Below are 21196 nucleotides of genomic sequence, written 5' to 3'. Positions count from 1 at the left end.
GGCAGCATCGGCGGCTATGACAGGCAAAATCCACAGCTTCATCTACGACACCGCCGACGTTCGGGGGCTGGCTGCGTTTTACGCCGAGTTCACCGGTTTCAAGGAACATTACGCCGACGACGAATGGGTCACGCTGGTCAGCGATGCCGGGCACAAGCTCGCCTTTCAGCGCGCGCTCGATCACGTGCCGCCGCGCTGGCCCGACCAGGCCGAGCATCCGCAGCAGTTCCACCTCGACTTCCTAACCCCTGACCGGGAAAGCGATGTCGCGCGGGCGATTACGCTGGGCGCGACCCGGCTGGAGGGCGGCGGCGAAAGCTGGACGGTGCTGGCCGATCCGTCCGGGCATCCGTTCTGCGTGTGCGCCAGCCCCGACGCCACCGGGCTGGTGTGGCAGGAGGTTTCCATCGACTGCCCAGACGGCGAAGCCCTCGGCCGGTTCTACGCCGAGGTGCTCGGCTACGAGATGACCTACAGCGGGCCTGAAGGCGCTTTCATCACCGCCGACGGCCAGCTGCCGATCATGTTCCAGAACGTGGTCGGCTATCACCCGCCTCAGTGGCCCGACCCGGTCCATCCGCAGCAGGGCCACCTCGACATCCGCGTCGATGACGTCGACGCCGAGGAGGCGCGGGTGCTCGCGCTCGGCGCCACCCGGCTCCCGGGCGGCGGCGGCACCGACAGCGGCTACCGCGTCTTCGCCGACCCCGCCGGTCACCCCTTCTGCCTCATCTGGGGCCAGTAGCTTTTCACCGCCCTCCTCAGGGGCGAAGCGCGGCGGGCAACCCCCGCCGCGCTTCGCGCACCACCGTCTCCCGCCGCCCTGCTGCCGCGCCCGCGCTGCCGGCGATGATCAACTGCCCGGCGAGGAAGCGGCGAGGGTGCACCGGCGGGGGTGTGTGGGGGCGGGCACAGCGGGGCGGTTCAAAGCGGGTGGCGCGCTTAGGATGAGCGTGTGACCCCGACGTTTGTCTTCGACGGCGACTGTGCCTTCTGCACCATGTGCGCGAGGTTCGTTGAGCGGTGGATACCTACTTCGGCCAAGGTGGTGCCTTGGCAGTTCACCGATTTGGGTGCGCTCGGGGTGAGCCGGTCCGCCGCTATCGATGCCGTCCAATGGGTTTCGCCGCCCTCGCCGGTGCTCGCCGGGCCCGAGGCGATCGCGGCGTTGCTGCGTTCCAGCAACGTTTTCTGGAAGCCGATCGGCTGGCTGCTCGCGCTCAAGCCGGTGCGGGTCGCGGCGTGGCCGTTGTACCGCTGGGTCGCGCGCAACCGGCACCGTCTTCCCGGTGGCACAGCGGCTTGCGCCGTGCCGCCATCCAAGTAGTCTTCACGTCTGATGGAAACGACGATCTCCGCGCGCGGCCGCGCGGTCAGGCTGGCGGCCACCCTGATCGCAGGGGTGTTGCTGCTCGCCGGGACGCTGTGGGGCTCGGACGACCATTTCCCGTTCGGGCCTTTCCTGATGTATGCCGGGGTGAATCCGCCCAATGAGCCGGCGCCCGATCCCCGCATCGAGGGGACCACTTTGGACGGTGTGGTGATCCAGCTCGGCGAGAAGCAGACCGGGTTGCGCCGCGCCGAGGTGGAGGGGCAGCAGGAGTCGTTCGTCAAGGAGCCGTCGCGGTTGCAGGAGGTTGTCGATGCCTACAACCGGCGCAATCCGCAGGGACCGACGCTGAGCGAGATCCGCTATGTGATGCGCGAGCATGAGATCAAGACGAGCCGGCCCACCGGAAAATGGCACGACGAGATCTTGGCAACCTGGAAGGTGCCGCGATGAGCTGGTTGTTCGCGCCGGTGCCGCGCGGCCGCATCGCTGTCTTCCGGGCCGTGGTCTATGTTTTCGCCGCCGCCGATCTGGTGATCTTCACGCCGTGGGTCAGGTCGCACGGGTCGGTCGACACCGAGCTTTATCGGCCGCTGTGGGTGGCGCGTGTTCTGCACCTGCCCGCGCCGAGTTCGCTGCTGGTGACGTCGATCTTCTGGGCGCTGCTCGTCTTCGCGCTGCTGGCCGCGACCGGGAAGGCGCCGCGTTTTCTTGGCTGGATGGTCTTCCTGCTCTACTTCGAGTGGATGATCATCGCGATGAGCTACGGGAAGGTGGACCACGACCGGTTCGCTTTCCTTGTCGCCCTTGCTGTGCTGCCGACCTGTGGGGTGGCGCGCTGGCGTGACCGGGAGCTCGACGCCCGGGCCGGGTGGGCGTTGCGGGTCGTCCAGCTGGCGGTGGTCGCCACCTACTTTCTCGCCTCGTGGGCCAAGCTGCGCTTCGGCGGGCCGGAGTGGATGACCGGTTCGGTGCTGGCGCGGGCGATCCTGCGCCGCGGCACCGATCTGGCCGACCTGATCGCCCCCGTCCCCGGGCTGCTGATCGCCGCACAGATCGGGATCATGGCCTTCGAGTTGTTGAGCCCGCTCATTTTCGTGCTCGCATGGCGCTGGCAGCGCTGGGCGGTGGCCTACTTCTACTCGTTCCACCTGGTGACCATCTCCATGATCACGATCTCGTTCGCGCCGCATCTGGTGGCGATGCTCAGCTTCCTGCCGCTGGAAAAGGCGGCGGACTGGGTGGCCCGCCGCCTTCCGTCACGAGAGCCGTCAGTGGCTGGCAGCGGCCTTCCGGTATTGCTCGGCGAGGTGGCTGGGCATCGGATCGAAGCGGGCGAAGGTGCGGCTGAAGGTGCCGGCGCCGGCGGTCATTGACCTGAGGTCGACCAGATAGCGCAGCAGCTCGGTGGCCGGAACCTCGGCCCGGACGATGGCACGGTCGGCGGCGTCGGGGTCGGTCTCTGTCCCCAGAACGCGGCCACGACGTCCGGAAAGATCGCTCATCACGGCGCCCACGGCCGCCTCCGGCACCATGATCACGACTTCGTCGATCGGTTCCAGCAACGAGATCTGCGCCTTCTCGGCGGCGTCCTTGAGCGCGAGCTGCCCCGCGGTCTGGAACGCGGCGTCGGAGGAGTCGACGCTGTGGGCCTTGCCGTCGACCAGCGTCACGCGCAGGTCGATGACCCGGTTGCCGGAGATCAGGCCGCGTTCCATGGCGGCCCGCACGCCCTTCTCCACGCTGGGGATGTAGTTGTGCGGCACCGCGCCGCCGACCACCTTGTCCACGAACTCGAAGCCGGCGCCGCGGGGGAGCGGCTCGACCTCGATGTCGCAGACGGCGTACTGGCCGTGCCCGCCGGACTGCTTGACGTGCCGCCCGTGGCCCTTGCCGCCGCTGGCGAAGGCCTCACGCAGCGCCACTTTGGCCGGCTCGGTGCTCAGCTCGACGCCGCCGGCGCGCAGCCGGTCGAGCACCACGTCGGCGTGGGCTTCGCCCATGCACCACAGCACCAGCTGGTGGGTCTCCGGGTTGCGCTCAAGGCGCAGCGTGGGGTCGCCCGCGACGAGCTTGGCCAGGTTCTTGGCGAGCGCATCCTCGTCGGAACGGGTCTTAGGAACCACGGCGATCGGCAGCAGCGGCTCGGGCATCTTCCACGGCGCCATCAGCAGCGGCTTGTCCTTGCCGGAAATGGTGTCGCCGGTCTCGGCCGCGGTGGATTTGGTGATGGCGCAGATGTCGCCGGCCACGCAGACGTTGACCTCACGCAGGTTGGCGCCCAGCGGCGAGTAGATGTGGGTGACGCGCTCGTCGGCGTCGTGATCGGGGTGCCCGCGCTCCTCCAGGCCGTGGCCGCTGATGTGCACTGGCGTGTCCGGGCGCAGCGTGCCGGAGAAGACCCGGACCAGACTGACCCGGCCGACGTAGGGGTCGATGGTGGTCTTGACCACCTCGGCTGCGAGCGGCCCGTTGGGATCGCAGGAGAGTGGCTCGGCCGGCTTTGAGTCCACAGTGGACACCGGGGGCAGCGGGTGCTCCAGCGGGCTGGGGAAGGCGCCGGTCATCAGCTCCAGCAATGAGTCCAGACCGACACCGGTCTGCGCGCACACGGGCACGACAGGGTAGAAATGGCCGCGGGCGACCGCCTTCTCCAGGTCTTCGATGAGCACCGCGTGGTCGATCTGCTCACCGGCGAGGTAACGCTCCATCAGCGTCTCATCCTCGCTTTCGGCGATGATCGCCTCAATGAGCTCATTGCGGGACTCTTCGATGATCGGGAGATGTTCGGGATCGGGCTCGCGGCTGCTGGGCGGGTACCCGTTGGTGTAGTCGTAGATCCGTTGCGAGATCAGGCCGATCAAGCCGGTGACCGACTCGCCGTCGTCACCGAGCATCGGCAGGTACAGCGGCTGGACGCCTTCACCGAAGACGCGTTTGCACTCCGAGAGCGTCTCGTCGAAGTTGGCGCGGGGGTGATCCAGCCGGGTGATCGCCACCGCGCGGGGCATGCCGACGTCGGCGCACTCCTGCCACAGCGCGGCGGTGGTGGCGTCCATCCCGTCGGCAGCGCAGACCACGAACAGCGCGGCGTCAGCGGCGCGCAGGCCGGCGCGCAGCTCGCCGACGAAGTCGGCGTAGCCGGGCGTGTCGAGCATGTTCACTTTTACGCCATCGTGAGCGATCGGCGCGCAGGCGAGGGCCACCGACCGCTGCTGTTTGATAGCGGCCGGATCGTGATCGCCGATCGTATTGCCCTCCGTCACCGAGCCGGGACGAGGAATCGTGCCGGTCGCTGCGAGAACGGCTTCCACCAGGGTGGTTTTGCCGCTGCCCGCGTGGCCGACCAGCACGATATTTCTGATGCCGGCCGGTTCCTCGGCCGTGGGTGCCGGCCCTAGCGAAGTTTTGTCCTGACTGCCTCGTGCCATCCCGGCCTCCAAGGGTCGCGCCGCCGATAGTTACACGCTTGTTTCCCGATGAGACACCCGCAGGCCTTCGGACACAACCCCGACTCGCTAAGCCAGTATCGTTACCGGCATCATGGCGAAGATCCTCGGTGTTACGGTGAAGGCGGCTACAGCCCGTCTGCTTGATCCTCTCGGTCAGGCACTGCTGCGCGCAGGGATTTCCCCGAACGCGGTCACCGTGGTCGGAACTCTGGGCGTGGTAGTCGGATCGATCTTCCTCGCTGCCCGTGGCCGTTTCTGGGAAGCCGTTCTGGTGATCACCTTATGCGGTCTCACCGATGTCATGGACGGCTCGATGGCCCGAGCCCGGGGCACGGTGAGCCGCTATGGCGCGCTGCTCGACTCCACAATGGACCGCGTCGCCGACGGGGCGATCTTTTCCGCGCTCATCTGGTGGTTCGCTTTCTCCGGCGACAAGCCCACCGTGCTGGCCGCGCTGATCTGCCTGGTCTCCGGGCAGGTGGTCTCCTACGTGAAGGCGCGCGCCGAGGGCCTGGGCATGTCGTGTCAGGTGGGGCTGGTCGAACGCGCCGAACGCCTCATCATCGTGGGGGTGGGTGCTCTGATCACCGCGTTCGGGCCCGACTGGGGCCTGCCCGTGGCGCTGTGGATCGTGGCGGTGGGTTCCATCTTCACGGTCGGCCAGCGGATGTGGCATGTGGCAGCTCAAGAACGGCAGAAGTCGTGAAGGAACGGTTGGTAGAGCTGGGGTTCACGGCCGGGTGGCGGCTGGTGCGGGCGATGCCGCGGCCGATGGCGCAGGCGCTGTTCCGGGCCGGGGCAGACCGGGCCGCGGCCAAGCGAGGGCCGGGAGTGCAGCGCCTGGAGCGCAACCTGAGCTGCGTGATCGGCGAGCCGGCCTCCCCGGAGATGGTGCGCGCCGCGATGCGGTCCTACGCGCGCTACTGGATGGAGGCCTTACGGCTTCCGTCACTGTCGCAGACCCAGATGCGCGAGGGCTTCCGGCTGCATGAGGTCAAGCTGCTGATCGAGGCGCACGAGGCCGGCACGGGCGGCGTGGTGGCGTTGCCTCACGCGGGCAACTGGGACGCGGCCGGGGCGAAGGTGACCGCGATGGGCGCTCCGGTGACCACGGTGGCCGAGCGCCTCAAACCCGAATCGCTCTACCGCAAATTCCGTGCCTTCCGCGAGAGCCTCGGCATGAAGATCATTCCGTTGACCGGCGGCCCGCCGCCGATGGATCAGCTCATCGAGGCGATCAAACAGGCGCACATCGTGCCGCTGCTGGCCGATCGCGATCTTTCCGCGCGCGGGGTGGAGGTCAGCTTCCTCGGCGGGCGCACCCGGATGCCGGCCGGCCCGGCGATGCTCGCGCTGCGCACAGGCGCCCCGCTTTTCGTGGTCAATATGTGGTACGAGCCGGACATGCCCTGCGGGCGGGTGATCGGGCCGCTGCCCGTGCCGGGGCCGGAAGCCGGATCGCTGGATCAGCGGGTGAAGCTGCTCACCCAGCAGGTGGCCGACGAGATCGGCAAGGGCATCGCGGCGAACCCGGTGGACTGGCACATGCTGCAGAAGCTCTGGCTGACCGAGCCGCCGATGCGGGAGGCCTGATGCGCATCGGCATCGTGTGCCCCTACTCCCTGGACGTGCCGGGCGGGGTGCAGCTGCACGTTCGCGACCTGGCCGAGACGCTGATAGCGATGGGTCACCGGGTCAGCGTGCTGGCCCCGGCCGACGAGGACCAGGTGCTGCCGAGCTATGTGGTCGCGGCCGGACGCGCGGTCGCCGTGCCCTACAACGGTTCCGTGGCCCGGCTCAACTTCGGGCCGATATCGGCGGCCCGGGTGCGGCGCTGGCTCAAGGAGGGCGACTTCGACGTCCTGCACGTGCACGAGCCGATGGCGCCGAGCCTGTCCCTGCTTGCGGTGATGGCCTGCGACGGGCCGATCGTGGCGACCTTTCACACCGCGATGACCCGTTCCCGCGCCATGTCGGCCGGGCGGCGGGTGGCCCAGCTCGTCCTCGAAAGGATTACCGCACGGATAGCGGTCAGCGCGCTGGCCCGCCGGGTGCAGGTGGAGCACCTCGACGGGGGAGCGGTGGAGATCCCCAACGGGGTGGCGATGGCCAAGTTCGCCGGGGCGCAGCCGCTGCCCGGCTACCCGCGTTCCGGCGGCACGATCGGTTTCCTGGGCCGTTTCACCGAGTCGCGCAAGGGTTTCTCGGTGCTGGTCGACGCGCTCGCCGAGCTGATGCCGTCGCGGCCGGGGCTGCGCCTGCTGCTGGCCGGGCCGGGTGGGCTGGCCGATGTCGATCTGCCGCCCCTCGTCGCGAAGCGCACCGACTTCCTGGGCAAGGTGTCCGAAGTGGACAAGGCGCGAATGCTGCGAAGTGTCGATATCTATGTCGCGCCCAACACCGGCGGGGAGTCCTTCGGGATGATCCTCACCGAGGCGATGGCGGCCGGGTCCGCAGTCGTGGCAAGCGATCTGGATGCTTTTCGCCGGGTACTGGACTCCGGCCGGGCCGGCGCCCTGTTCCCCACCGGCGACAGCGCGGCGCTGGCCCGGGTGCTCGCGGAGCTGCTCGATGACGACGCCCGCCGGCACGAGCTGGGGCAGCGGGCGAGCAAGGCGGCGGCCCAGTTCGACTGGCCGGTGGTCGCCGAGCAGGTGCTTGAGGTCTACGCCACGGCGATTGACGCCTATGCCGACGATCCGAAGGTTCGCGAAGAACTCTAAGATGCCCGCATGGGTTGGCTGGTGGGCGTCGTGGCAGTGGTAGCGCTGCTCGGCTTCTACCTGACCTTTACCGCCAAGCGCGTGGACCGCCTGCACGCCAGGGCGGCCTCGGCGGGGCGGGCGCTGGACGCCCAGCTGGTCCGGCGGGCGGCCACTTCGGCGGTGCTCGCGGAGGAGCACGGCGAGCCCGATCTCTACGCGGCGGCCCGGGGCGCTCTTGACGCCCGAGTGGAGGACCGCGAGGCGGCCGAGAACGATCTGACCCGGCTGCTGCGCAAGCAAGAGCTTGACTCGAGCGAGGCTAGTGATGTGGCGGTTATCGCAGCCAGCCGCCGGGTGGCGCTGGCCCGCCAGGTGCACACCGACTTCGTGCGTGATGCGCTCGCGGTAAGGTCGAGACCGCTGGTCAGAGCGCTGCGGATGACCCGGCGGCACGGCGCGCCGGCCTACTTCGACATCGACGATCCCACCTTGCCATCTGTGACCCAGGTCACAAGCCGGGCCACCAGGGATTGATTGGCCGTCGGGCCCTCAACCTGCCCGGCCGTACGATTGGACCATGTCCGAATCTGTTAACACGCCAGTCACCGGCACGTCCCGGGTCAAGCGCGGGATGGCCGAAATGCTCAAGGGTGGCGTGATCATGGACGTCGTCACGCCGGAGCAGGCCAAGATCGCCGAGGATGCCGGCGCCGTCGCCGTGATGGCTCTCGAGCGCGTCCCTGCCGACATCCGCGCCCAGGGTGGCGTCTCCCGCATGAGCGACCCCGACATGATCGACGGCATCATCAACACCGTCTCGATCCCGGTGATGGCGAAGGCCCGGATAGGTCACTTCGTTGAGGCGCAGGTGCTCCAGGCGCTGGGCGTGGACTACATCGACGAGTCCGAGGTGCTCACCCCCGCCGACTACAGCAACCACATCGACAAGTGGGCCTTCACGGTGCCTTTCGTCTGTGGTGCCACCAACCTGGGCGAAGCCCTGCGCAGGATCACCGAGGGCGCGGCCATGATCCGCTCGAAGGGTGAGGCCGGCACGGGCGACGTCTCCAACGCGACCACCCACATGCGCAAGATCCGCGGCGAGATCAAGCGCCTCACCTCGCTGCCCGAGGACGAGCTCTATGTCGCGGCCAAGGAGCTGCAGGCCCCGTTCGACCTGGTCAAGGAGATCGCCCAGACCGGCAAGCTCCCGGTGGTCATGTTCACCGCCGGCGGCATCGCCACCCCCGCCGACGCGGCGATGATGATGCAGCTCGGCGCCGAGGGCGTCTTCGTCGGTTCCGGCATCTTCAAGAGCGGCAACCCGGCCCAGCGCGCCGAGGCCATCGTCAAGGCGGTCACCTTCTACGACGACCCCGATGTCATCGCCAAGGTCTCCCGTGGTCTGGGCGAGGCGATGGTCGGCATCAACGTCGAAGAGATCCCGCAGCCGCACCGTCTCGCCGAGCGGGGCTGGTAGATGTCCGACCTCGTCATCGGGGTTCTGGCGCTTCAAGGCGACGTCCGCGAACATCTCGCTGCCCTCGCCGAATGCGACGTCATCGCCCGGCCGGTCCGCCGGCCGGGCGAGATCGATGAGATCGACGCCCTGGTCATTCCCGGCGGCGAGTCCACGACGATGAGCAAGCTGGCGCTCACGTTCGAGGTCTTCGAGCCCATCCACAAGCGCCTCGCCGAGGGCATGCCCGCCTACGGCTCCTGCGCCGGCATGATCATGCTGGCCGACGAGGTCCTCGACGGGCGGGCCGATCAGCGCAGTTTCGGCGGCATCGGGATGACCGTGCGCCGTAATGCGTTCGGCCGCCAGGTGGACTCGTTCGAGTCGCCGGTCGACATCGATGGCGTCGAAGGTGGGCCGGTCAACGCGGTGTTCATCCGCGCGCCATGGGTTGAGTCGGTCTCCGATCAGGTCGAGGTGCTAGGCCGCGTAGCGTCGGGTCCGGCCACAGGTAGGATGGTCGCGGTTCGGCAAGGTCACCTGCTCGCCACCTCCTTTCATCCTGAATTGACGGGCGATCTTCGGGTGCACCGGCTATTCGTGGATATGGTGCGGGAGGGCTAATGTCCGGCCACTCAAAGTGGGCGACGACCAAGCACAAGAAGGCGGCGCTGGATGCCAAGCGCGGCAAGCTGTTCGCCGGCCTGATCAAGAATATCGAGGTCGCGGCGCGCAACGGCGCCGATCCGGCGGGCAACCCGACTCTCTTTGACGCCATTCAGAAGGCCAAGAAGAACTCCGTCCCCAACGACAACATCGATCGTGCGGTCAAGCGTGGCTCCGGCCAGGAGGCCGGCGGCGCGGACTGGCAGACGATCATGTACGAGGGCTACGGCCCCAACGGTGTCGCGTTGCTGATCGAGTGCCTCACCGACAACCGCAATCGCGCGGCGAGCGAGGTGCGCACGGCCCTGACCCGCAACGGCGGTAACCTTGCCGACCCCGGGTCGGTGGCGTACCTGTTCAACCGCAAGGGTCAGGTGATGGTCCCCAAGGCGGGTCTGTCCGAAGACGACGTGCTGACAGCGGTCCTCGACGCGGGCGCCGAAGAGTGCAACGACCTGGGCGAGTCCTATGAGGTCATCAGCGATCCGGCCGATCTGATCCCGGTGCGGCAGGCGTTGCAGGCCGCCGGGATCGACTACGAGTCGGCCGAGTCCACCTTCGTCCCCAGCATGCAGGTGCCGCTGGAGGAGGACGGGGCGCGCAAGGTGTTCAAGCTGATCGACGCGCTTGACGACTGTGACGACGTGCAGAATGTCTTCGCCAACTTCGATGTCTCCGATGACATCATGGAAAAGCTTGACGCCTGAGGTGGAAGTCAGCGTCAGGCAAACCATTGATCGCGCCTACGTGGCGCGGGCCGTCAAGGCCACTCTGGGCTGGAAATACTGGATGTTCCGCCTCGGCGGCCCACTCATTGTGGTGCTGTCGGTCTTCCCGTCCTTAAGCGCGGGTGACCTCATCCCGGTCGTGTTCGGAGTGCTGGCCTTCTTCATCCCCGAGATCATGATGTGGGGCACGATGCGGCAGGCCAAGGGCGACCCGGAGACCCGGCTGCGCCTGACCGACCAGGGGCTCAGCGCCGATGTCAGCGGGGCCTCGGCAACCTATGAGTGGAAGGCTTTCCGCACCGCTCGGGAGACCCGCGACTTCTGGCTGTTGCGCCGCCACGGCGGGGTGAGCATCCCGGTGCCGAAGGCGCCGGTGAGCAGCGAGCAGGCCGATCAGATTCGGGCCGTGCTGCGCGAGAACGGGTTGCTTCGCTAGTCGGGTGGGGCGTTGTCCAGTACCCACATGACAAGGGGTTTGAGGCTGCGCCAATGCTTGCCGACCGTGGTGGGCGTGACCTGCTCGGGCGGAAGCTGCCTGCCGACCGTCAAATACTCGCGCCGCATCAGATCGAGGCGGGGATGGTCGGGGGCAACCCCGCGCGGCCGGGTGCGGACCTGCTCGCCGCCGACCACAAAACCGGCCTTCACCAATTTCGCGGTGATCGTCTCGAGCGCTGAGCCGGTCGGCTCGGCGTCGACGGCGGCGCGGAACCGGTTGGTCTGCTCGCGGCCATGCGCATGAAACCCGCCCCCCACAAGCACTCCTTCGGCATCGATCTGCAGGTAGTAGCCGACGCCGGGGGCCAGCTCCAGGAAACCGCCCTGGGCGGTCTTGTATGGCGACTTGTCCTTGCTGAACCTGACATCACGGTATGGCCTGAAGATCACCACATCGGCGGCAAAGGCGGGTGCGAGCCCTTCCAAAAGCTCGCGCATCGGCTCCCGAATCGCTTTCTCATAAACATCTTTATGGGCGTTCCAGAACGTTTTTGAATTGTCGGCGCTCAGGCCCTCATAGAACGTGAAGACTTCCTCGGCAAAGACGGTCACCCGGTCCATTGTTCCGGCCTACCGTAAAGAGATGGCCACAATCGAGGGCTTCACCGGAAACGTCATCCAGCCGGGCGATCCGCAATACGACGAGAGCCGCGTGCTGTTCAACGCAATGGTCGACAAGCGTCCCCGGATTTTCGCGCAATGCCTGACCCCGGAGGATGTTGCGCGCGCCATCAGCTACGCGCGGGAGGCCGGGCTGGAGGTCTCGGTGCGCGGCGGCGGGCACGGTGTCACCGGCGCCGCTCTGGCACAGGACGGCTTGGTCATCGATCTGCGCCTGATGAATTCGGTGGTCGTCGATGCTGACGCGCGCACAGCAGTGGTCGGCGGGGGAGCGACCATCAGCAATCTCGACCGCGGCACCGAGCCCTACGGCCTGGCCGTCACCGGTGGCCGTGCCTCCACCACCGGCGTGGGCGGGTTCACCCTCGGCGGCGGCTCCGGCTGGTTCGAGCGAATGTACGGCCTCGCCTGCGACAACCTCCTCGAGGTCGAGCTGGTCACCGCCGACGGCAAGGTGGTGACCGCGAGCGAGAAGGAGAATCCCGACCTGTTCTGGGCGCTGCACGGAGGCGGCGGAAACTTCGGTGTGGCAACGTCTTTCACCTTCAAACTCCATCCACTTTCGGCGATCACGGCCGCGCTCCTGCTGTGGCCGCAGGAAAAGGGAAACGAGATCGCGCTGAATCTTCGCGACTTCTACGACCGGGCACCCAACGAGATCGGTGGCGGGCTCATCTATCTGACCGGGCCGGAAGCGCCGTTCGTTCCGGAGCATCTGCAGGGCCAGCTTCTGTTCGGCGCGCTGGTCGCCTACGCGGGCCCGCAGAGCGAGGCGATGCCGGTCATCGACGGGATGCTCAAGCTCGGGCATGAAGGGCGGCATGGTGGCCGAGATGCCCTATGCCGACTTCCAGTGCATGCTCGACGACCCGCCCGGACATCGCAACTACTGGTCGGCCGAGTACCTCAGCGGCTTTCCCGACGAGGCCGTCGCCCGCTATTGCGACAGCGTTGCCGACATGGTCGTCCCGTCGCCCTCGATGCACGCGGTCTTCCCGCTGGGTGGGGTGCTCAGCGAACCGACTGGGTGGCCGGTGCCGTGGCGCGGCGCGCCGTGGGCCGTACACCCCTTCGGGGTGTGGACCGACCCGGCCGACGACGCCCGCGGCAGGGCGTGGGCGCACAGCGTCCGCGAGGCGGTCATGCCGTGGTCGATCGGGGCCGTCTACCTCAACTTCATCGGCGACGAGGGAGCAGACCGGGTGGTGGCCGGCTACGGCGAGGAAAACTATCGGCGGCTGGTCGAGGTCAAACGCAGCTGGGACCCAGGAAACCTGTTCCACCACAATCACAACATCGATCCCCACGCGGCGTGAGCCGATCCTTGGCCGGCGCGAGTTTGGGCGGGCCAGCGCTGGGTAGACCTCAGTGGGTAGGTCCCTGCGGGTATTTTTGGAGGCGGCCCAGGCGGTCTCAAGCCAAACCGAGCTGAGGAGAGCGTGCCCAGTGAGCACGATGCAGGTGGACAGGTTCTGCCACGAAGCGCTCTTCTATGCGGGCCGGGAAGGGTTCCTGCAGGGTGTGCTGCCCTTCCTGCGGCAAGGGCTGGCGGCGGGCGAGCCGATCCTGGTGGCCGTCGGCCGGGAAAGGATCTCCGATCTTCGGGCGGCGCTGGGCGAACAGGCCGACCGGATTCAGTTCGCCGACATGGCCGAGATCGGGCGTAACCCGGCCCGGATCATCCCGCACTGGCAGAGCTTCCTCGAGCGGCACTCGGGTGAGCAGCGGCCAGTCCGCGGGGTAGGGGAGCCGATCTGGCCCGGCCGGGCCGCCGGCGAAGTGGTCGAATGCCAGCTGCACGAACGCCTGCTCAACGTGGCGTTCGCGGAAAGCAGGTGGAAACTGCTGTGCCCCTACGACGTCGAGGCGCTGACGCCTGAGGTGGTGCAGGAGGCACGGCGCAGCCACCCCATGGTGATCACGTCGGGCCAGCGCGAGACCAGCCCGCCCTTCCTGCCGGTTCAGCACTCGATGGCGCAGCTTGAGCGCGCGCTGCCCGAGCCGGCCGGAGCGGTCGCCGAGCTGGTCTTCGAGCACACGCCGGGAGTGCTCGCCACGATGCGCGATTTCGTCGCCGCTCAGGCCCGCGCAGCGGGCTTGGGTGACACCGCCGTGGGCAATCTCGTGCTTGCCGTCAACGAGCTGGCCACCAACAGCCTGTGCCACGGCTCGGGCGCTGGCCTCCTGCGCCTTTGGCGGCAGGACGGCTCGATGGTGTGCGAGGTGCGCGACAACGGGCGCTTCGACCCCGCGCCGCTGGTGGGAAGGCAGCGCCCAGGCCTCGGCCAGGTAGGCGGCCGCGGCCTGTGGCTGGCCAACCAGCTGTGTGACCTGGTGCAGATCCGCACCCACCACAACGGCACCATAGTGCGACTACATTTGCGCCTGCACTAATCGCTGCCGCGCGTTGCTTCGCCCGCGCCAGAATTACCGCTTGCTGGCGACGAACTTGCGGAGTTTGGTTAGTGACCAGGTGTTGATGACGTCGTCGGGGGTGAGCCAGCCGCGTTGGGCGATGCCTATGCCGTAGCGCATCACGTTGAGATGGCCGGTGGCGTGGGCGTCGGAGTCGATGGAGAACTTCACGTTGTGCCGCTTGGCGCGCAGGATCAGCTCGTCGTTGACGTCGAGCCGGTCGGGGAAGCTGTTGATCTCGATGGCTGTGCCGGTGGCGCCGGCCGCCTCGAAGACCGCGTCGAAGTCGGCGTCGATCGGCTGACGCCGGCCGATGAGCCGGGTGGTCAGGTGGCCGATGATGTTCACGTAAGGGTTTTCGATGGCCGTGATGAGGCGGCGGGTCATTTCCTTGGACGACTGGGTGAAGTGCGAGTGCACCGAGGCGACGGTGATGTCGAAGCCGGAGAGGAAGTCGTGATCCCAGTCGACCTCGCCGTCGGGGTCGATGTTGAGCTCGGAGCCGTGCAGCAGGGTCATTTTGCCCGCGTCGAGCGCGCGCACCTGCTCGCGCTGCGCCAGCATCTTCTCGTCGGTCATCCGCTGCATGGGCAGGTTCTTGGCGTGGTCGGTGACGGCGTAATAGCTGTAGCCGCGTTTTCTGGCCGCCTCCACCATCTTCTCCAGCGGGGCCACCCCATCGGTGAGATTGGTGTGGGTATGCAGGTCGCCCTTGAGGTCTTTCTCCTCCACCAGTTTGGGCAGTGGCTTGTCGAGCTCGCCGCGGTCTTCGCGCAGGGTGGGCGGAATCCATGGCAGCCCAAGCTGTTTGTAGACCGCCTCCTCGGTGTCGGAGGCGAGCAGCTCGTCGGTCTCGACGCGGTAAAGCCCGTACTCGGAAAGCTTGAGTCCTTTGTGGACACACTTGGTGCGCAACGCGACGCTGTGCTCCTTGGATCCGGTGAAATACATAAGAGCAGCACCCCATGACTTTTCGGGTACCACCCGCAGGTCGACCTGAAACCCACGTGCGGTGCGGATCGAGGTCTTCGACGGCCCCTTCACGATGACCTCGCTGAGCGGCGTCTTGGCGAACTTCTCCATCAGCGCGCTGGAATCCTCGGCCGCGGCGAGGATGTCGACATCGCCGATGCTCTCCTTCATGCGCCGAAGCGACCCGGCGTAGGTGATGCGCAGCGTGCCAGGGACCTTCTTCAGATCGGCGATGATCTCTTCGGCGACATCCATCGCCGCGTTGATGAGCACCCGGCCGGTGTCGTTGCGCAACAGCTCGATGCCGTGCAGGATCTTCTCGGATGTCTTGGGGCCAAAGCCTTTCAGCTCCTCCAGCTTGCCCGCCTCGATCGCCGCCACCAGCTCCTCGATCGAGCTGATGCCCAGCTCGCGATGGAGTGTCACGGCCTTCTGCGGGCCCATGCCCGGGATCGCCATCAGCGTGCGCAAGCCCGAGGGCAGCTTCTTGCGCATCTTCTCCAGGTCGGCGATCTCTCCGGTTTGGATAAATTCCTTTATCTTCGCCGCGGTGGACTTGCCGACATTGGGTATCTCTTCTAGTTGCTTGAGATCGAGAGTTGATATGTCTGCGTGGTGACCGCTGACCGCCTTGGCGGCCTTCTCGTAGGCGCGAGCCTTGAATGCCTGGCCGCCGGTCATCACGAGCAGATCGGCGTATTCCAGTAAAAGCGCACCAACCGCGTCATTTGGGCGGGCCATAGTCATAGCTTAGTGGGAGGATGTGACGCATGGGAAAGATCCGAATCGGGACTGCCTCGTGGACGGATCCAACGCTGCTGGAGTCGGGTTGGTACCCGGATGAGGTTGTCAAAGACCCGGAAAAGCGGCTGGAATATTACGCCAAGCAGTTCCCCCTGGTAGAGGTCGATTCCACCTACTACGGCCCGCCCGCGGAGCAGACCGCCGCGCTGTGGGCAGCGCGCACCCCGAAGGGTTTCACCTTCAACATCAAGGCTTACAGCCTGCTGACCCAGCACCCGACCAAGGTCACGTCGATCTACAAAGACCTGCGCCCGGAGACCGATAAGGCCAACATCTATCCCAAGGATCTTGAGCCCCAGGTTTACGAGGAGATCTGGACGCGTTTCCTGTCCGCGCTCGACCCGCTGGTCGAGGCGAAGAAGCTCGGGGTGTTGCTGTTTCAGTTCCCGCCGTGGTTCACCATCAAGCGCGCCAACAAAGACTATGTCGTGGAGGTTCGCGATCGGTGCAAGCCGCTGAAGATCGCGGTCGAGTTCCGCCACGCGTCCTGGTTCGACGGCACCAACAAGGAAGAGACGCTGGAGTTCCTGAGGAAGAACAGGCTGCCCTTCGTCTGCGTCGACATGCCGCAGGGCCACAAGTCGTCGATCCCGCCGGTGGTCGAGTCGACGGCAGACATCAGCGTCGTGCGCTTCCACGGCCACAGTGATAAATGGACAAGCAAGAACATCCATGAGAAGTTCGGCTATCTCTACTCCGACCGGGAGCTGAAGAACTGGGCGCCCAAGCTGCGCAAGCTGGCCGATGGCACCAAGGAGACCCACGTGCTGATGAACAACTGCTATACCGACTACGCCCAGCGCAATGCCCAACAGCTGCTGGATTTCCTTGGCGGCGAATGACTCGCCAAGCCCGGGTAGCCTCGATGGCGTGTCGGGCTTGAGCCCTGAGTCTGCCGCGGCGGCACGGACCCTTCCCGAGCTGGGGGGCCCGAAAGCCGGCAGGCCATGGACGGGGTGAGGCTGGGCGGCCCGTCGCTGGTGGGACGCGTCGCGGAGGAGCCGCTGCTTTTGCGGTGGCGCAACGGCCAGTGGATCCGGGTGGCGGTGCCCGGCGTGCCTGCGCCGGCGCGGCTTGAGGCCGTTCACGCCAGGTCCGCCGGTGACGTGTGGGCGGTGGGCATTGCGGGCACAGCGGCGGTTGTCCTGCACTGGAACGGAATCCAGTGGAGCCGGGTCAGCGTCCCGCACGATGGCCCGGTTACGGCGGGCAATGAGCTGCGAGCGGTGCGGGCCATCTCGGCAACCGAGGTCTGGGCCGCTGGAAAGACCTGCATGCCCGAGGCCGACCCGGGTTATGCCGACTGCCATCCCATAGTCCTGCATCTTTCCGGTGGTACGTGGCAGGTGCGGCCCACCTTCGGCGACGGCAGCACCCAGCTGCTCGAGGTGGTGGCACGGGCGGTCGACGACGTGTGGCTCATCGGCTACGACCGGGTGGCGGGCGTGGAGTCGAATCACGTTCAGCACTGGGACGGCCAGGGCTTCACCATCGTCCCCGCCGTGCCCAACGCGGCGGCCGGATCCGTTGGCATCCTTGAAGGCCTGGCGTCGGCGCTCGGCGGCGCGACGGTGATTCCCGGTACCGGTGAGCTGTGGGCGGTGGGCTGGACCCGTGACTCGCTCGGCTATTCCGATACCCAAGTCATCCGCCACTCCTGAGAGTGCGAGTCTGGGCCTGTCCGGCGAGGTCTGCTATCGGTCATGACGGACTTCGTCGGCTCATCACGCTGTTCGGCATCGCTTTGCTCGCCACCGGCGTCGTGGCGGTCACGGCCCAGCCCGCCCTCGCGGCGTGCGCGACCGATGCCCACGTCTACGTCGCGCAGCTCAACGGCCAATCCAATTTCGCGGTGCGTTTCGAAACCGATCCGCTCCTCGGCCCGGTGACCAACTTCAGCAATGTGCCCGTTCGCCCAGACCGGCTATTAGTGGTCAAGATAGGCGGCAACGGCCTCAAACCCAACAGTTTCCCCACCTGGTCGGTAAATCGCCCGGACGGCCTGCTCTTCTCGGTGACGTTCTAGCCGGACTGAACAGAGTGGGGTCGCGCGAGGCGTGACCCCACTCCGGGGCATCGGGGGCGGGCAGCCTCAGTTGAGCTGCTCGTAAAGGCCCTTCAGGTAGGCCGGACCGTAGTGGGCCTCGAGCTCTTCAAGCGACTCCGCCGTGGGCTGGGTGTCCTTGATGATCCGAGCTCGCGAGGGCAGCTCGTCGGGCTGCCACCTGTCGGGCTTCCACAGCGACGAGCGCAGGAACGCCTTCGAGCAGTGGTAGAAGACCTGCTCGATATCGACCACGATGGCCAGGATCGGGCGATTGCCCTTCACCACCATCTCGTCAAAGTAGGGGGCGTCGGTGATCAGGTGGGCTCGGCCGTTGATGCGCAGGGTGTCGTCCCGACCTGGGATCATGAACAGCAGGCCGACGTGGGGATTGCTGACGATATTGCTGTAGCCGTCGCCGCGCCGGTTGCCGGGGCGCTCCGGGATGGCGATCGTGGTGTCATCGATGACACGGACGAAGCCGGCCGGGTCGCCCTTGGGGGAGACGTCGCAGGTGCCGTCAGCGGCTGCGGTGCCGATGAGGCAGAAGGGGGAGGCGGCAAGCCACTGCTTGTCGCGCTCGTGCAGGGTCTTGCGCTCCTTCAGGACGGAACGCGGGCCGGGCTCGCCAAGAACATCGCGCAATTCGGCCTCTGTGGTGATCCGCATGAGGGTTACCCTATCCACCATGGAGCTGGTCGAGCACATAGATACGCTTCGGGCCGAGGGTATGTTGCTGGCCGACTCGGCTGAGGCCACCGGCCTTGACGCCCAGGTGCCCAGCTGTCCGGAGTGGACAGTTCGAGATCTTGTCCGGCACCTGGGGGAGGTGCATCGCTGGGCCGCCAGCCACGTGATCGATGCGCGCGAAACCATGAGCGTGGGCAACTTCGCGACCTACCCGGAGGACGACGCGCAGCTGCTCGACTGGTTCCGCGAGGGCCACGCCGAGCTGCTCCAGGCGCTGGAGGTGGCCGATCCGGAAGGGGCCTTCTACGGCTTTCTTCCCGGCGGTGCCAAGGGCACCCGCTTCTGGGCCCGCCGCCAGGCGCACGAGACCACCATCCATCGCGTCGACGCCCAGAACGTCACCGGCCTGGTCAGCCCCTCGACCACCGAGTTCGCCGTCGATGGGATAGACGAGATGCTGCACGGCTTTCTGGCGCGCCGCCCGTCCCGGCTCACCAGCGCCGCTGATCCCTACACCTTTGTGCTGGTATGCACCGATGATCCGCAGGCGTGGCAGGTGGCGGTCAACGGCGACGGGCCCACCACGACCGACGACTCCGGCGAGGGCGGCACCCGCGTCTACGGCACGGCCTTCGATCTCTACCTGCTGCTGTGGAACAGGCGCCCGCTAGCGGGGCTGGAGGTGCAGGGGCCGACCGAGGGCCTGGAGCATTACCGGGCGCACGCTTACGTGCGGTGGACCTGAGTCAGTTTGTGGGCCGAGGAGAGATAACGGTCGTAGGCGATCTGCTGTGCCAATGTCGTGATCGGACCGCCGAGGCGGGTCGCCCAGGTCGCCGGGCGGCTGAAGGCGCGCAGGCGGAAATGGACCCGGCCGTGCCGGTCCAGGTGCACCAGGAACGCCTCCTCACCGCGCACCGGATGCCCGGGCAGCGTGCCGAAACCATAGCCGTATTCGGTTGGGGTGTCGGAAAGCCAGACGAACTGGCACGGTACCCAGTAACGCAGCCCGAAAAGCCCTATCCCGCTGAGGAATCGGCCACCCACCGCCGGCGCCGGATCCTCGGTGCGCACCCTGGCCCCGGCCAGGCGATGGATCTGAAAATGGCGCATCCCGGCGGCGACCGCGCGGAATGCCTCTTCGCCACTGCCGACCACGGTGTGGCGTCGCGCATGCCGGAAGCCGGCCGGGAGCTCGTCATCGCGAGTCCGGCCGACCTCTGTATAGGTCAGGTCCATCAGTTGATCAGCAGGCCGAGACCGAGAGTGCGTGCTGATTGGCTGAGCACGAGTTGATCCATACGCTCAAGGTATCGTTTCGCCCGGCCGCTATGGCTTGCGCCCCGACACCAGCTTCACCGAGACCGGGACCTGCAGGTGATCGCCGCGCTGGTAGGCGGCGAGGTTGCGGTCGAAAGCGGCCCGGATCCGCTGCAGCGTCTCGGCGGGCTGAGCATTCAGCACCGCACCGTTACGCACGGTGCCGTTGATCATTCCCTGCCACAGCTCCTCGGCGTCGGCGATCGGCTGGTCGAAGGCGACCGTGGACACCTGCACGGAGCCGAACCCAGCGTCGGTGAGCAGGCCACATGCCGTGTCCTTGTCGGCGAAGCGGAAGAAGGGCGGGCCGCTGGGCAGGTCGGCCGGGGTGACCGCACCGGCCTGCGCCATCGCCTCGACGAGAACCCCGAGCAGGCGGCAGTGCTGCGGAACGTCCCATGTGGTCATCGCGACGTAGCCGCCGGAGCGGAGGACCCGGGCCGCTTCGGCCGCTGCCCGCTCCGGCTGCCCGAGATGAAGGAGGACGAAATTGGCGACGACGGAGTCGAAAGAGCCGGCCGCGAACGGCAGCGCTTCCGCGTCGCCGTGCTCGAAGGCCAGGCCGGGATAGGTGTGCCGGGCCAGCTCCACCATCGACGAGGCGACATCGACCCCGGTGACGGTCGCGCCCCGGCCCGCTGCCTCGGCCGCCACATGCCCGGGGCCGGTGGCCACGTCGAGCACCCGGCTGCCCGCCCTGACCTGTGCCGCGTCCAGCAATGGCACCGTGGTGCGGCGGGTCACGCGGCCGATGAACGTCTCGTAGCCGGCCCCGATCCTCTCCCAGCCCTGAGCCTCGAACGCGTTGAACGCGGCGGGATCCATCGGCATAGATTACGCAGGCGCGCGAAGGGTCAGCGACTGGAAGGTCAGATCCCCGTCTTTCACCGTGTGAAAGTCGACGATCTCGAACTCCGCCTCGGCGAACCGCCGCAGCTGCTCCTCGGTGCGAAAGCAGAAGAAACGTTGCGGCCGCTGGTGGTCCCACTCGGCGATGCCCTCGAACTCGGTGCCGCCCCAAAGGCCCACGTAACACAGGCCGGCCGGGCGCAGCACCGCGCGGATGCCGGAGAACACCCGCCCCAGCTCGGCGTTCGGCACGTGCAGCAGGGAGTTCATCGCATAGGCGGCGTCGAACTCCGCGGGCCCGAAGCTCAGGTGGAGCATGTCCATGACTCGCGCGTCGATTCCCTTGCTGCGGCAGTAATCCACCATCGCCGCGGACAGGTCGGTCGCCACGACCTCGAAGCCTTGCTCCTGAAAGAAGGCGCTGTCCTGGCCCGTTCCCGCGCCTATCTCCAGGAGCCTGGTGGCCTTCGCCTCCCGCATGCGCTGGGCGAAATCAGCCCGTTCGTCTAGTTTCCAAGCCTGCTTGCCGAGGCCTTCGCGCTCGGTGGCGAAGGCATCGTAGGAGGTGCGCAGCCTTTCGCGAATCTCATCGTGTCCAAGCATGCGGCCACCCTAGATGATCGATCTCCATCAAGCCTTCACA

At 67.1% G+C, this 21196-nt stretch carries 26 protein-coding genes and 1 pseudogene; 19 read left to right on the top strand and 8 right to left on the bottom strand.

Translation table 11 applies throughout. The annotated features are described in order from the left end of the window. The first annotated feature begins 16 nt into the window (after positions 1 to 16). Positions 17 to 745 (top strand): VOC family protein, encoded by a 729-nt coding sequence (locus Rhe02_RS21890; RefSeq protein ID WP_203910166.1) that lies wholly within the window; start codon positions 17 to 19, stop codon positions 743 to 745. Positions 746 to 761: 16 nt separating this feature from the next. Here Rhe02_RS21890 and Rhe02_RS50565 read toward each other — a convergent pair whose 3' ends face one another. Further along, entirely contained in the window at positions 762 to 887 is a 126-nt protein-coding gene (locus tag Rhe02_RS50565; protein ID WP_275412631.1) for a hypothetical protein, read from the bottom strand. 68 nt (positions 888 to 955) lie between these two features. On the opposite strand from Rhe02_RS50565, the gene Rhe02_RS21885 reads away from it, so the two are divergent. The 3 genes from Rhe02_RS21885 to Rhe02_RS21875 are packed head-to-tail and all read left to right on the top strand — an operon-like array spanning position 956 to position 2706. Next, positions 956 to 1327 carry a thiol-disulfide oxidoreductase DCC family protein gene (locus Rhe02_RS21885; RefSeq protein ID WP_203910165.1) on the top strand — a complete coding sequence of 124 codons (372 nt, stop codon included), beginning with the start codon at positions 956 to 958 and terminating at the stop codon, positions 1325 to 1327. A 12-nt stretch (positions 1328 to 1339) separates the two neighbouring features. Next, positions 1340 to 1783 carry a hypothetical protein gene (locus tag Rhe02_RS21880; RefSeq protein ID WP_203910164.1) on the top strand — a complete coding sequence of 148 codons (444 nt, stop codon included), beginning with the start codon at positions 1340 to 1342 and terminating at the stop codon, positions 1781 to 1783. After that, complete coding sequence (locus Rhe02_RS21875) at positions 1780 to 2706, top strand: HTTM domain-containing protein (RefSeq protein WP_203910163.1); 927 nt, start codon at positions 1780 to 1782, stop codon at positions 2704 to 2706. The genes Rhe02_RS21880 and Rhe02_RS21875 overlap by 4 nt, the downstream gene beginning before the upstream one ends. On the opposite strand, the gene Rhe02_RS21870 is transcribed toward Rhe02_RS21875, so the two are convergent. Continuing rightward, positions 2602 to 4761: an elongation factor G-like protein EF-G2 gene (locus Rhe02_RS21870; RefSeq protein WP_203910162.1), complete on the bottom strand. Its 2160-nt coding sequence runs from the start codon at positions 4759 to 4761 to the stop codon at positions 2602 to 2604. The genes Rhe02_RS21875 and Rhe02_RS21870 overlap by 105 nt on opposite strands. Before the next feature lie 112 nt (positions 4762 to 4873). Here Rhe02_RS21870 and pgsA point away from each other — a divergent pair, with 112 nt between their 5' ends. From pgsA to Rhe02_RS21835, 8 genes are read left to right on the top strand one after another with little or no spacing between them, the layout of a single operon-like run. Next, positions 4874 to 5488 carry a phosphatidylinositol phosphate synthase gene (gene pgsA / locus Rhe02_RS49940; RefSeq protein ID WP_239123975.1) on the top strand — a complete coding sequence of 205 codons (615 nt, stop codon included), beginning with the start codon at positions 4874 to 4876 and terminating at the stop codon, positions 5486 to 5488. Next, complete coding sequence (locus Rhe02_RS21865) at positions 5485 to 6375, top strand: phosphatidylinositol mannoside acyltransferase (protein ID WP_239123974.1); 891 nt, start codon at positions 5485 to 5487, stop codon at positions 6373 to 6375. Before pgsA ends, Rhe02_RS21865 begins: the two co-directional genes overlap by 4 nt. Beyond that, a complete protein-coding gene (locus Rhe02_RS21860) occupies positions 6375 to 7505 on the top strand; it encodes a glycosyltransferase family 4 protein (RefSeq protein WP_203910160.1) in 1131 nt (376 codons plus the stop codon). Before Rhe02_RS21865 ends, Rhe02_RS21860 begins: the two co-directional genes overlap by 1 nt. Before the next feature lie 9 nt (positions 7506 to 7514). Continuing rightward, positions 7515 to 8021 carry a hypothetical protein gene (locus Rhe02_RS21855; RefSeq protein WP_203910159.1) on the top strand — a complete coding sequence of 169 codons (507 nt, stop codon included), beginning with the start codon at positions 7515 to 7517 and terminating at the stop codon, positions 8019 to 8021. Positions 8022 to 8064: 43 nt separating this feature from the next. Further along, positions 8065 to 8967, top strand: coding sequence for a pyridoxal 5'-phosphate synthase lyase subunit PdxS (gene pdxS / locus Rhe02_RS21850; RefSeq protein ID WP_203910158.1), 903 nt, complete (start codon positions 8065 to 8067; stop codon positions 8965 to 8967). Then, a complete protein-coding gene (gene pdxT, locus Rhe02_RS21845; RefSeq protein WP_203910157.1) occupies positions 8968 to 9570 on the top strand; it encodes a pyridoxal 5'-phosphate synthase glutaminase subunit PdxT in 603 nt (200 codons plus the stop codon). It begins immediately after the preceding gene. Continuing rightward, positions 9570 to 10319 carry a YebC/PmpR family DNA-binding transcriptional regulator gene (locus Rhe02_RS21840; RefSeq protein WP_203910156.1) on the top strand — a complete coding sequence of 250 codons (750 nt, stop codon included), beginning with the start codon at positions 9570 to 9572 and terminating at the stop codon, positions 10317 to 10319. The genes pdxT and Rhe02_RS21840 overlap by 1 nt, the downstream gene beginning before the upstream one ends. After that, positions 10309 to 10776, top strand: coding sequence for a YcxB family protein (locus Rhe02_RS21835; RefSeq protein ID WP_203910155.1), 468 nt, complete (start codon positions 10309 to 10311; stop codon positions 10774 to 10776). Before Rhe02_RS21840 ends, Rhe02_RS21835 begins: the two co-directional genes overlap by 11 nt. Here Rhe02_RS21835 and Rhe02_RS21830 read toward each other — a convergent pair. Then, positions 10773 to 11399: a DUF2461 domain-containing protein gene (locus Rhe02_RS21830; RefSeq protein ID WP_203910154.1), complete on the bottom strand. Its 627-nt coding sequence runs from the start codon at positions 11397 to 11399 to the stop codon at positions 10773 to 10775. The two genes, Rhe02_RS21835 and Rhe02_RS21830, sit on opposite strands and share 4 nt — an antisense overlap. Before the next feature lie 22 nt (positions 11400 to 11421). On the opposite strand from Rhe02_RS21830, the pseudogene Rhe02_RS49935 reads away from it, so the two are divergent. The 3 genes and pseudogenes from Rhe02_RS49935 to Rhe02_RS21820 all read left to right on the top strand — a co-directional run. Continuing rightward, positions 11422 to 11865, top strand: a pseudogene (locus Rhe02_RS49935) (FAD-binding oxidoreductase); the annotation flags it as partial. Positions 11866 to 12268: 403 nt separating this feature from the next. Beyond that, positions 12269 to 12775: an FAD-binding oxidoreductase gene (locus Rhe02_RS49930; RefSeq protein ID WP_239123972.1), complete on the top strand. Its 507-nt coding sequence runs from the start codon at positions 12269 to 12271 to the stop codon at positions 12773 to 12775. A 139-nt stretch (positions 12776 to 12914) separates the two neighbouring features. Continuing rightward, positions 12915 to 13853 (top strand): anti-sigma factor RsbA family regulatory protein, encoded by a 939-nt coding sequence (locus tag Rhe02_RS21820; protein ID WP_239123979.1) that lies wholly within the window; start codon positions 12915 to 12917, stop codon positions 13851 to 13853. A gap of 33 nt (positions 13854 to 13886) precedes the next feature. Here the strand turns inward: Rhe02_RS21820 and polX are convergent, their stop codons facing one another. Beyond that, a complete protein-coding gene (gene polX / locus Rhe02_RS21815; protein WP_203910152.1) occupies positions 13887 to 15587 on the bottom strand; it encodes a DNA polymerase/3'-5' exonuclease PolX in 1701 nt (566 codons plus the stop codon). Positions 15588 to 15616: 29 nt separating this feature from the next. On the opposite strand from polX, the gene Rhe02_RS21810 reads away from it, so the two are divergent. The 3 genes from Rhe02_RS21810 to Rhe02_RS21800 all read left to right on the top strand — a co-directional run bounded on the left by Rhe02_RS21810 (position 15617) and on the right by Rhe02_RS21800 (position 17676). Beyond that, a complete protein-coding gene (locus Rhe02_RS21810; protein WP_203910151.1) occupies positions 15617 to 16492 on the top strand; it encodes a DUF72 domain-containing protein in 876 nt (291 codons plus the stop codon). Between the two features lie 105 nt (positions 16493 to 16597). After that, complete coding sequence (locus Rhe02_RS21805) at positions 16598 to 17311, top strand: hypothetical protein (protein WP_203910150.1); 714 nt, start codon at positions 16598 to 16600, stop codon at positions 17309 to 17311. Between the two features lie 2 nt (positions 17312 to 17313). After that, positions 17314 to 17676: a hypothetical protein gene (locus Rhe02_RS21800; RefSeq protein ID WP_203910149.1), complete on the top strand. Its 363-nt coding sequence runs from the start codon at positions 17314 to 17316 to the stop codon at positions 17674 to 17676. Positions 17677 to 17742: 66 nt separating this feature from the next. On the opposite strand, the gene Rhe02_RS21795 is transcribed toward Rhe02_RS21800, so the two are convergent. Then, complete coding sequence (locus Rhe02_RS21795; RefSeq protein ID WP_203910148.1) at positions 17743 to 18363, bottom strand: pyridoxamine 5'-phosphate oxidase family protein; 621 nt, start codon at positions 18361 to 18363, stop codon at positions 17743 to 17745. Between Rhe02_RS21795 and Rhe02_RS21790 the strand changes: the two genes are divergently transcribed. After that, positions 18362 to 19129 carry a maleylpyruvate isomerase family mycothiol-dependent enzyme gene (locus Rhe02_RS21790; RefSeq protein ID WP_203910147.1) on the top strand — a complete coding sequence of 256 codons (768 nt, stop codon included), beginning with the start codon at positions 18362 to 18364 and terminating at the stop codon, positions 19127 to 19129. The two genes, Rhe02_RS21795 and Rhe02_RS21790, sit on opposite strands and share 2 nt — an antisense overlap. On the opposite strand, the gene Rhe02_RS21785 is transcribed toward Rhe02_RS21790, so the two are convergent. From Rhe02_RS21785 to Rhe02_RS21775, 3 genes are all read right to left on the bottom strand, one after another. Next, a complete protein-coding gene (locus tag Rhe02_RS21785) occupies positions 19111 to 19623 on the bottom strand; it encodes a DUF1990 domain-containing protein (RefSeq protein ID WP_203910146.1) in 513 nt (170 codons plus the stop codon). The two genes, Rhe02_RS21790 and Rhe02_RS21785, sit on opposite strands and share 19 nt — an antisense overlap. A gap of 90 nt (positions 19624 to 19713) precedes the next feature. Beyond that, entirely contained in the window at positions 19714 to 20529 is an 816-nt protein-coding gene (locus Rhe02_RS21780) for a class I SAM-dependent methyltransferase (RefSeq protein WP_203910145.1), read from the bottom strand. Positions 20530 to 20538: 9 nt separating this feature from the next. Continuing rightward, positions 20539 to 21156 carry a class I SAM-dependent methyltransferase gene (locus Rhe02_RS21775; RefSeq protein ID WP_203910144.1) on the bottom strand — a complete coding sequence of 206 codons (618 nt, stop codon included), beginning with the start codon at positions 21154 to 21156 and terminating at the stop codon, positions 20539 to 20541. Positions 21157 to 21196: the final 40 nt, after the last annotated feature.

It is taken from the genome of Rhizocola hellebori (genome assembly GCF_016862955.1).
GTDB classification, from domain to species: domain Bacteria; phylum Actinomycetota; class Actinomycetes; order Mycobacteriales; family Micromonosporaceae; genus Rhizocola; species Rhizocola hellebori.
This window is presented reverse-complemented; position numbering and strand designations above follow the sequence as displayed.

Excerpts from the sequence above, each read along its gene's own strand:
- Rhe02_RS21890 (WP_203910166.1), top strand. The coding sequence starts at position 17 with ATGACAGGCAAAATCCACAGCTTCATCTACGACACCGCCGACGTTCGG.
- Rhe02_RS21880 (WP_203910164.1), top strand. The coding sequence starts at position 1,340 with ATGGAAACGACGATCTCCGCGCGCGGCCGCGCGGTCAGGCTGGCGGCC.
- Rhe02_RS21875 (WP_203910163.1), top strand. The coding sequence starts at position 1,780 with ATGAGCTGGTTGTTCGCGCCGGTGCCGCGCGGCCGCATCGCTGTCTTC.
- Rhe02_RS21870 (WP_203910162.1), bottom strand. The coding sequence starts at position 4,761 with ATGGCACGAGGCAGTCAGGACAAAACTTCGCTAGGGCCGGCACCCACG.
- pgsA (WP_239123975.1), top strand. The coding sequence starts at position 4,874 with ATGGCGAAGATCCTCGGTGTTACGGTGAAGGCGGCTACAGCCCGTCTG.
- Rhe02_RS21860 (WP_203910160.1), top strand. The coding sequence starts at position 6,375 with ATGCGCATCGGCATCGTGTGCCCCTACTCCCTGGACGTGCCGGGCGGG.
- Rhe02_RS21855 (WP_203910159.1), top strand. The coding sequence starts at position 7,515 with ATGGGTTGGCTGGTGGGCGTCGTGGCAGTGGTAGCGCTGCTCGGCTTC.
- pdxS (WP_203910158.1), top strand. The coding sequence starts at position 8,065 with ATGTCCGAATCTGTTAACACGCCAGTCACCGGCACGTCCCGGGTCAAG.
- pdxT (WP_203910157.1), top strand. The coding sequence starts at position 8,968 with ATGTCCGACCTCGTCATCGGGGTTCTGGCGCTTCAAGGCGACGTCCGC.
- Rhe02_RS21840 (WP_203910156.1), top strand. The coding sequence starts at position 9,570 with ATGTCCGGCCACTCAAAGTGGGCGACGACCAAGCACAAGAAGGCGGCG.
- Rhe02_RS21830 (WP_203910154.1), bottom strand. The coding sequence starts at position 11,399 with ATGGACCGGGTGACCGTCTTTGCCGAGGAAGTCTTCACGTTCTATGAG.
- Rhe02_RS49930 (WP_239123972.1), top strand. The coding sequence starts at position 12,269 with ATGAAGGGCGGCATGGTGGCCGAGATGCCCTATGCCGACTTCCAGTGC.
- Rhe02_RS21820 (WP_239123979.1), top strand. The coding sequence starts at position 12,915 with ATGCAGGTGGACAGGTTCTGCCACGAAGCGCTCTTCTATGCGGGCCGG.
- polX (WP_203910152.1), bottom strand. The coding sequence starts at position 15,587 with ATGGCCCGCCCAAATGACGCGGTTGGTGCGCTTTTACTGGAATACGCC.
- Rhe02_RS21810 (WP_203910151.1), top strand. The coding sequence starts at position 15,617 with ATGGGAAAGATCCGAATCGGGACTGCCTCGTGGACGGATCCAACGCTG.
- Rhe02_RS21805 (WP_203910150.1), top strand. The coding sequence starts at position 16,598 with ATGGACGGGGTGAGGCTGGGCGGCCCGTCGCTGGTGGGACGCGTCGCG.
- Rhe02_RS21790 (WP_203910147.1), top strand. The coding sequence starts at position 18,362 with ATGAGGGTTACCCTATCCACCATGGAGCTGGTCGAGCACATAGATACG.
- Rhe02_RS21795 (WP_203910148.1), bottom strand. The coding sequence starts at position 18,363 with ATGCGGATCACCACAGAGGCCGAATTGCGCGATGTTCTTGGCGAGCCC.
- Rhe02_RS21785 (WP_203910146.1), bottom strand. The coding sequence starts at position 19,623 with ATGGACCTGACCTATACAGAGGTCGGCCGGACTCGCGATGACGAGCTC.
- Rhe02_RS21780 (WP_203910145.1), bottom strand. The coding sequence starts at position 20,529 with ATGGATCCCGCCGCGTTCAACGCGTTCGAGGCTCAGGGCTGGGAGAGG.
- Rhe02_RS21775 (WP_203910144.1), bottom strand. The coding sequence starts at position 21,156 with ATGCTTGGACACGATGAGATTCGCGAAAGGCTGCGCACCTCCTACGAT.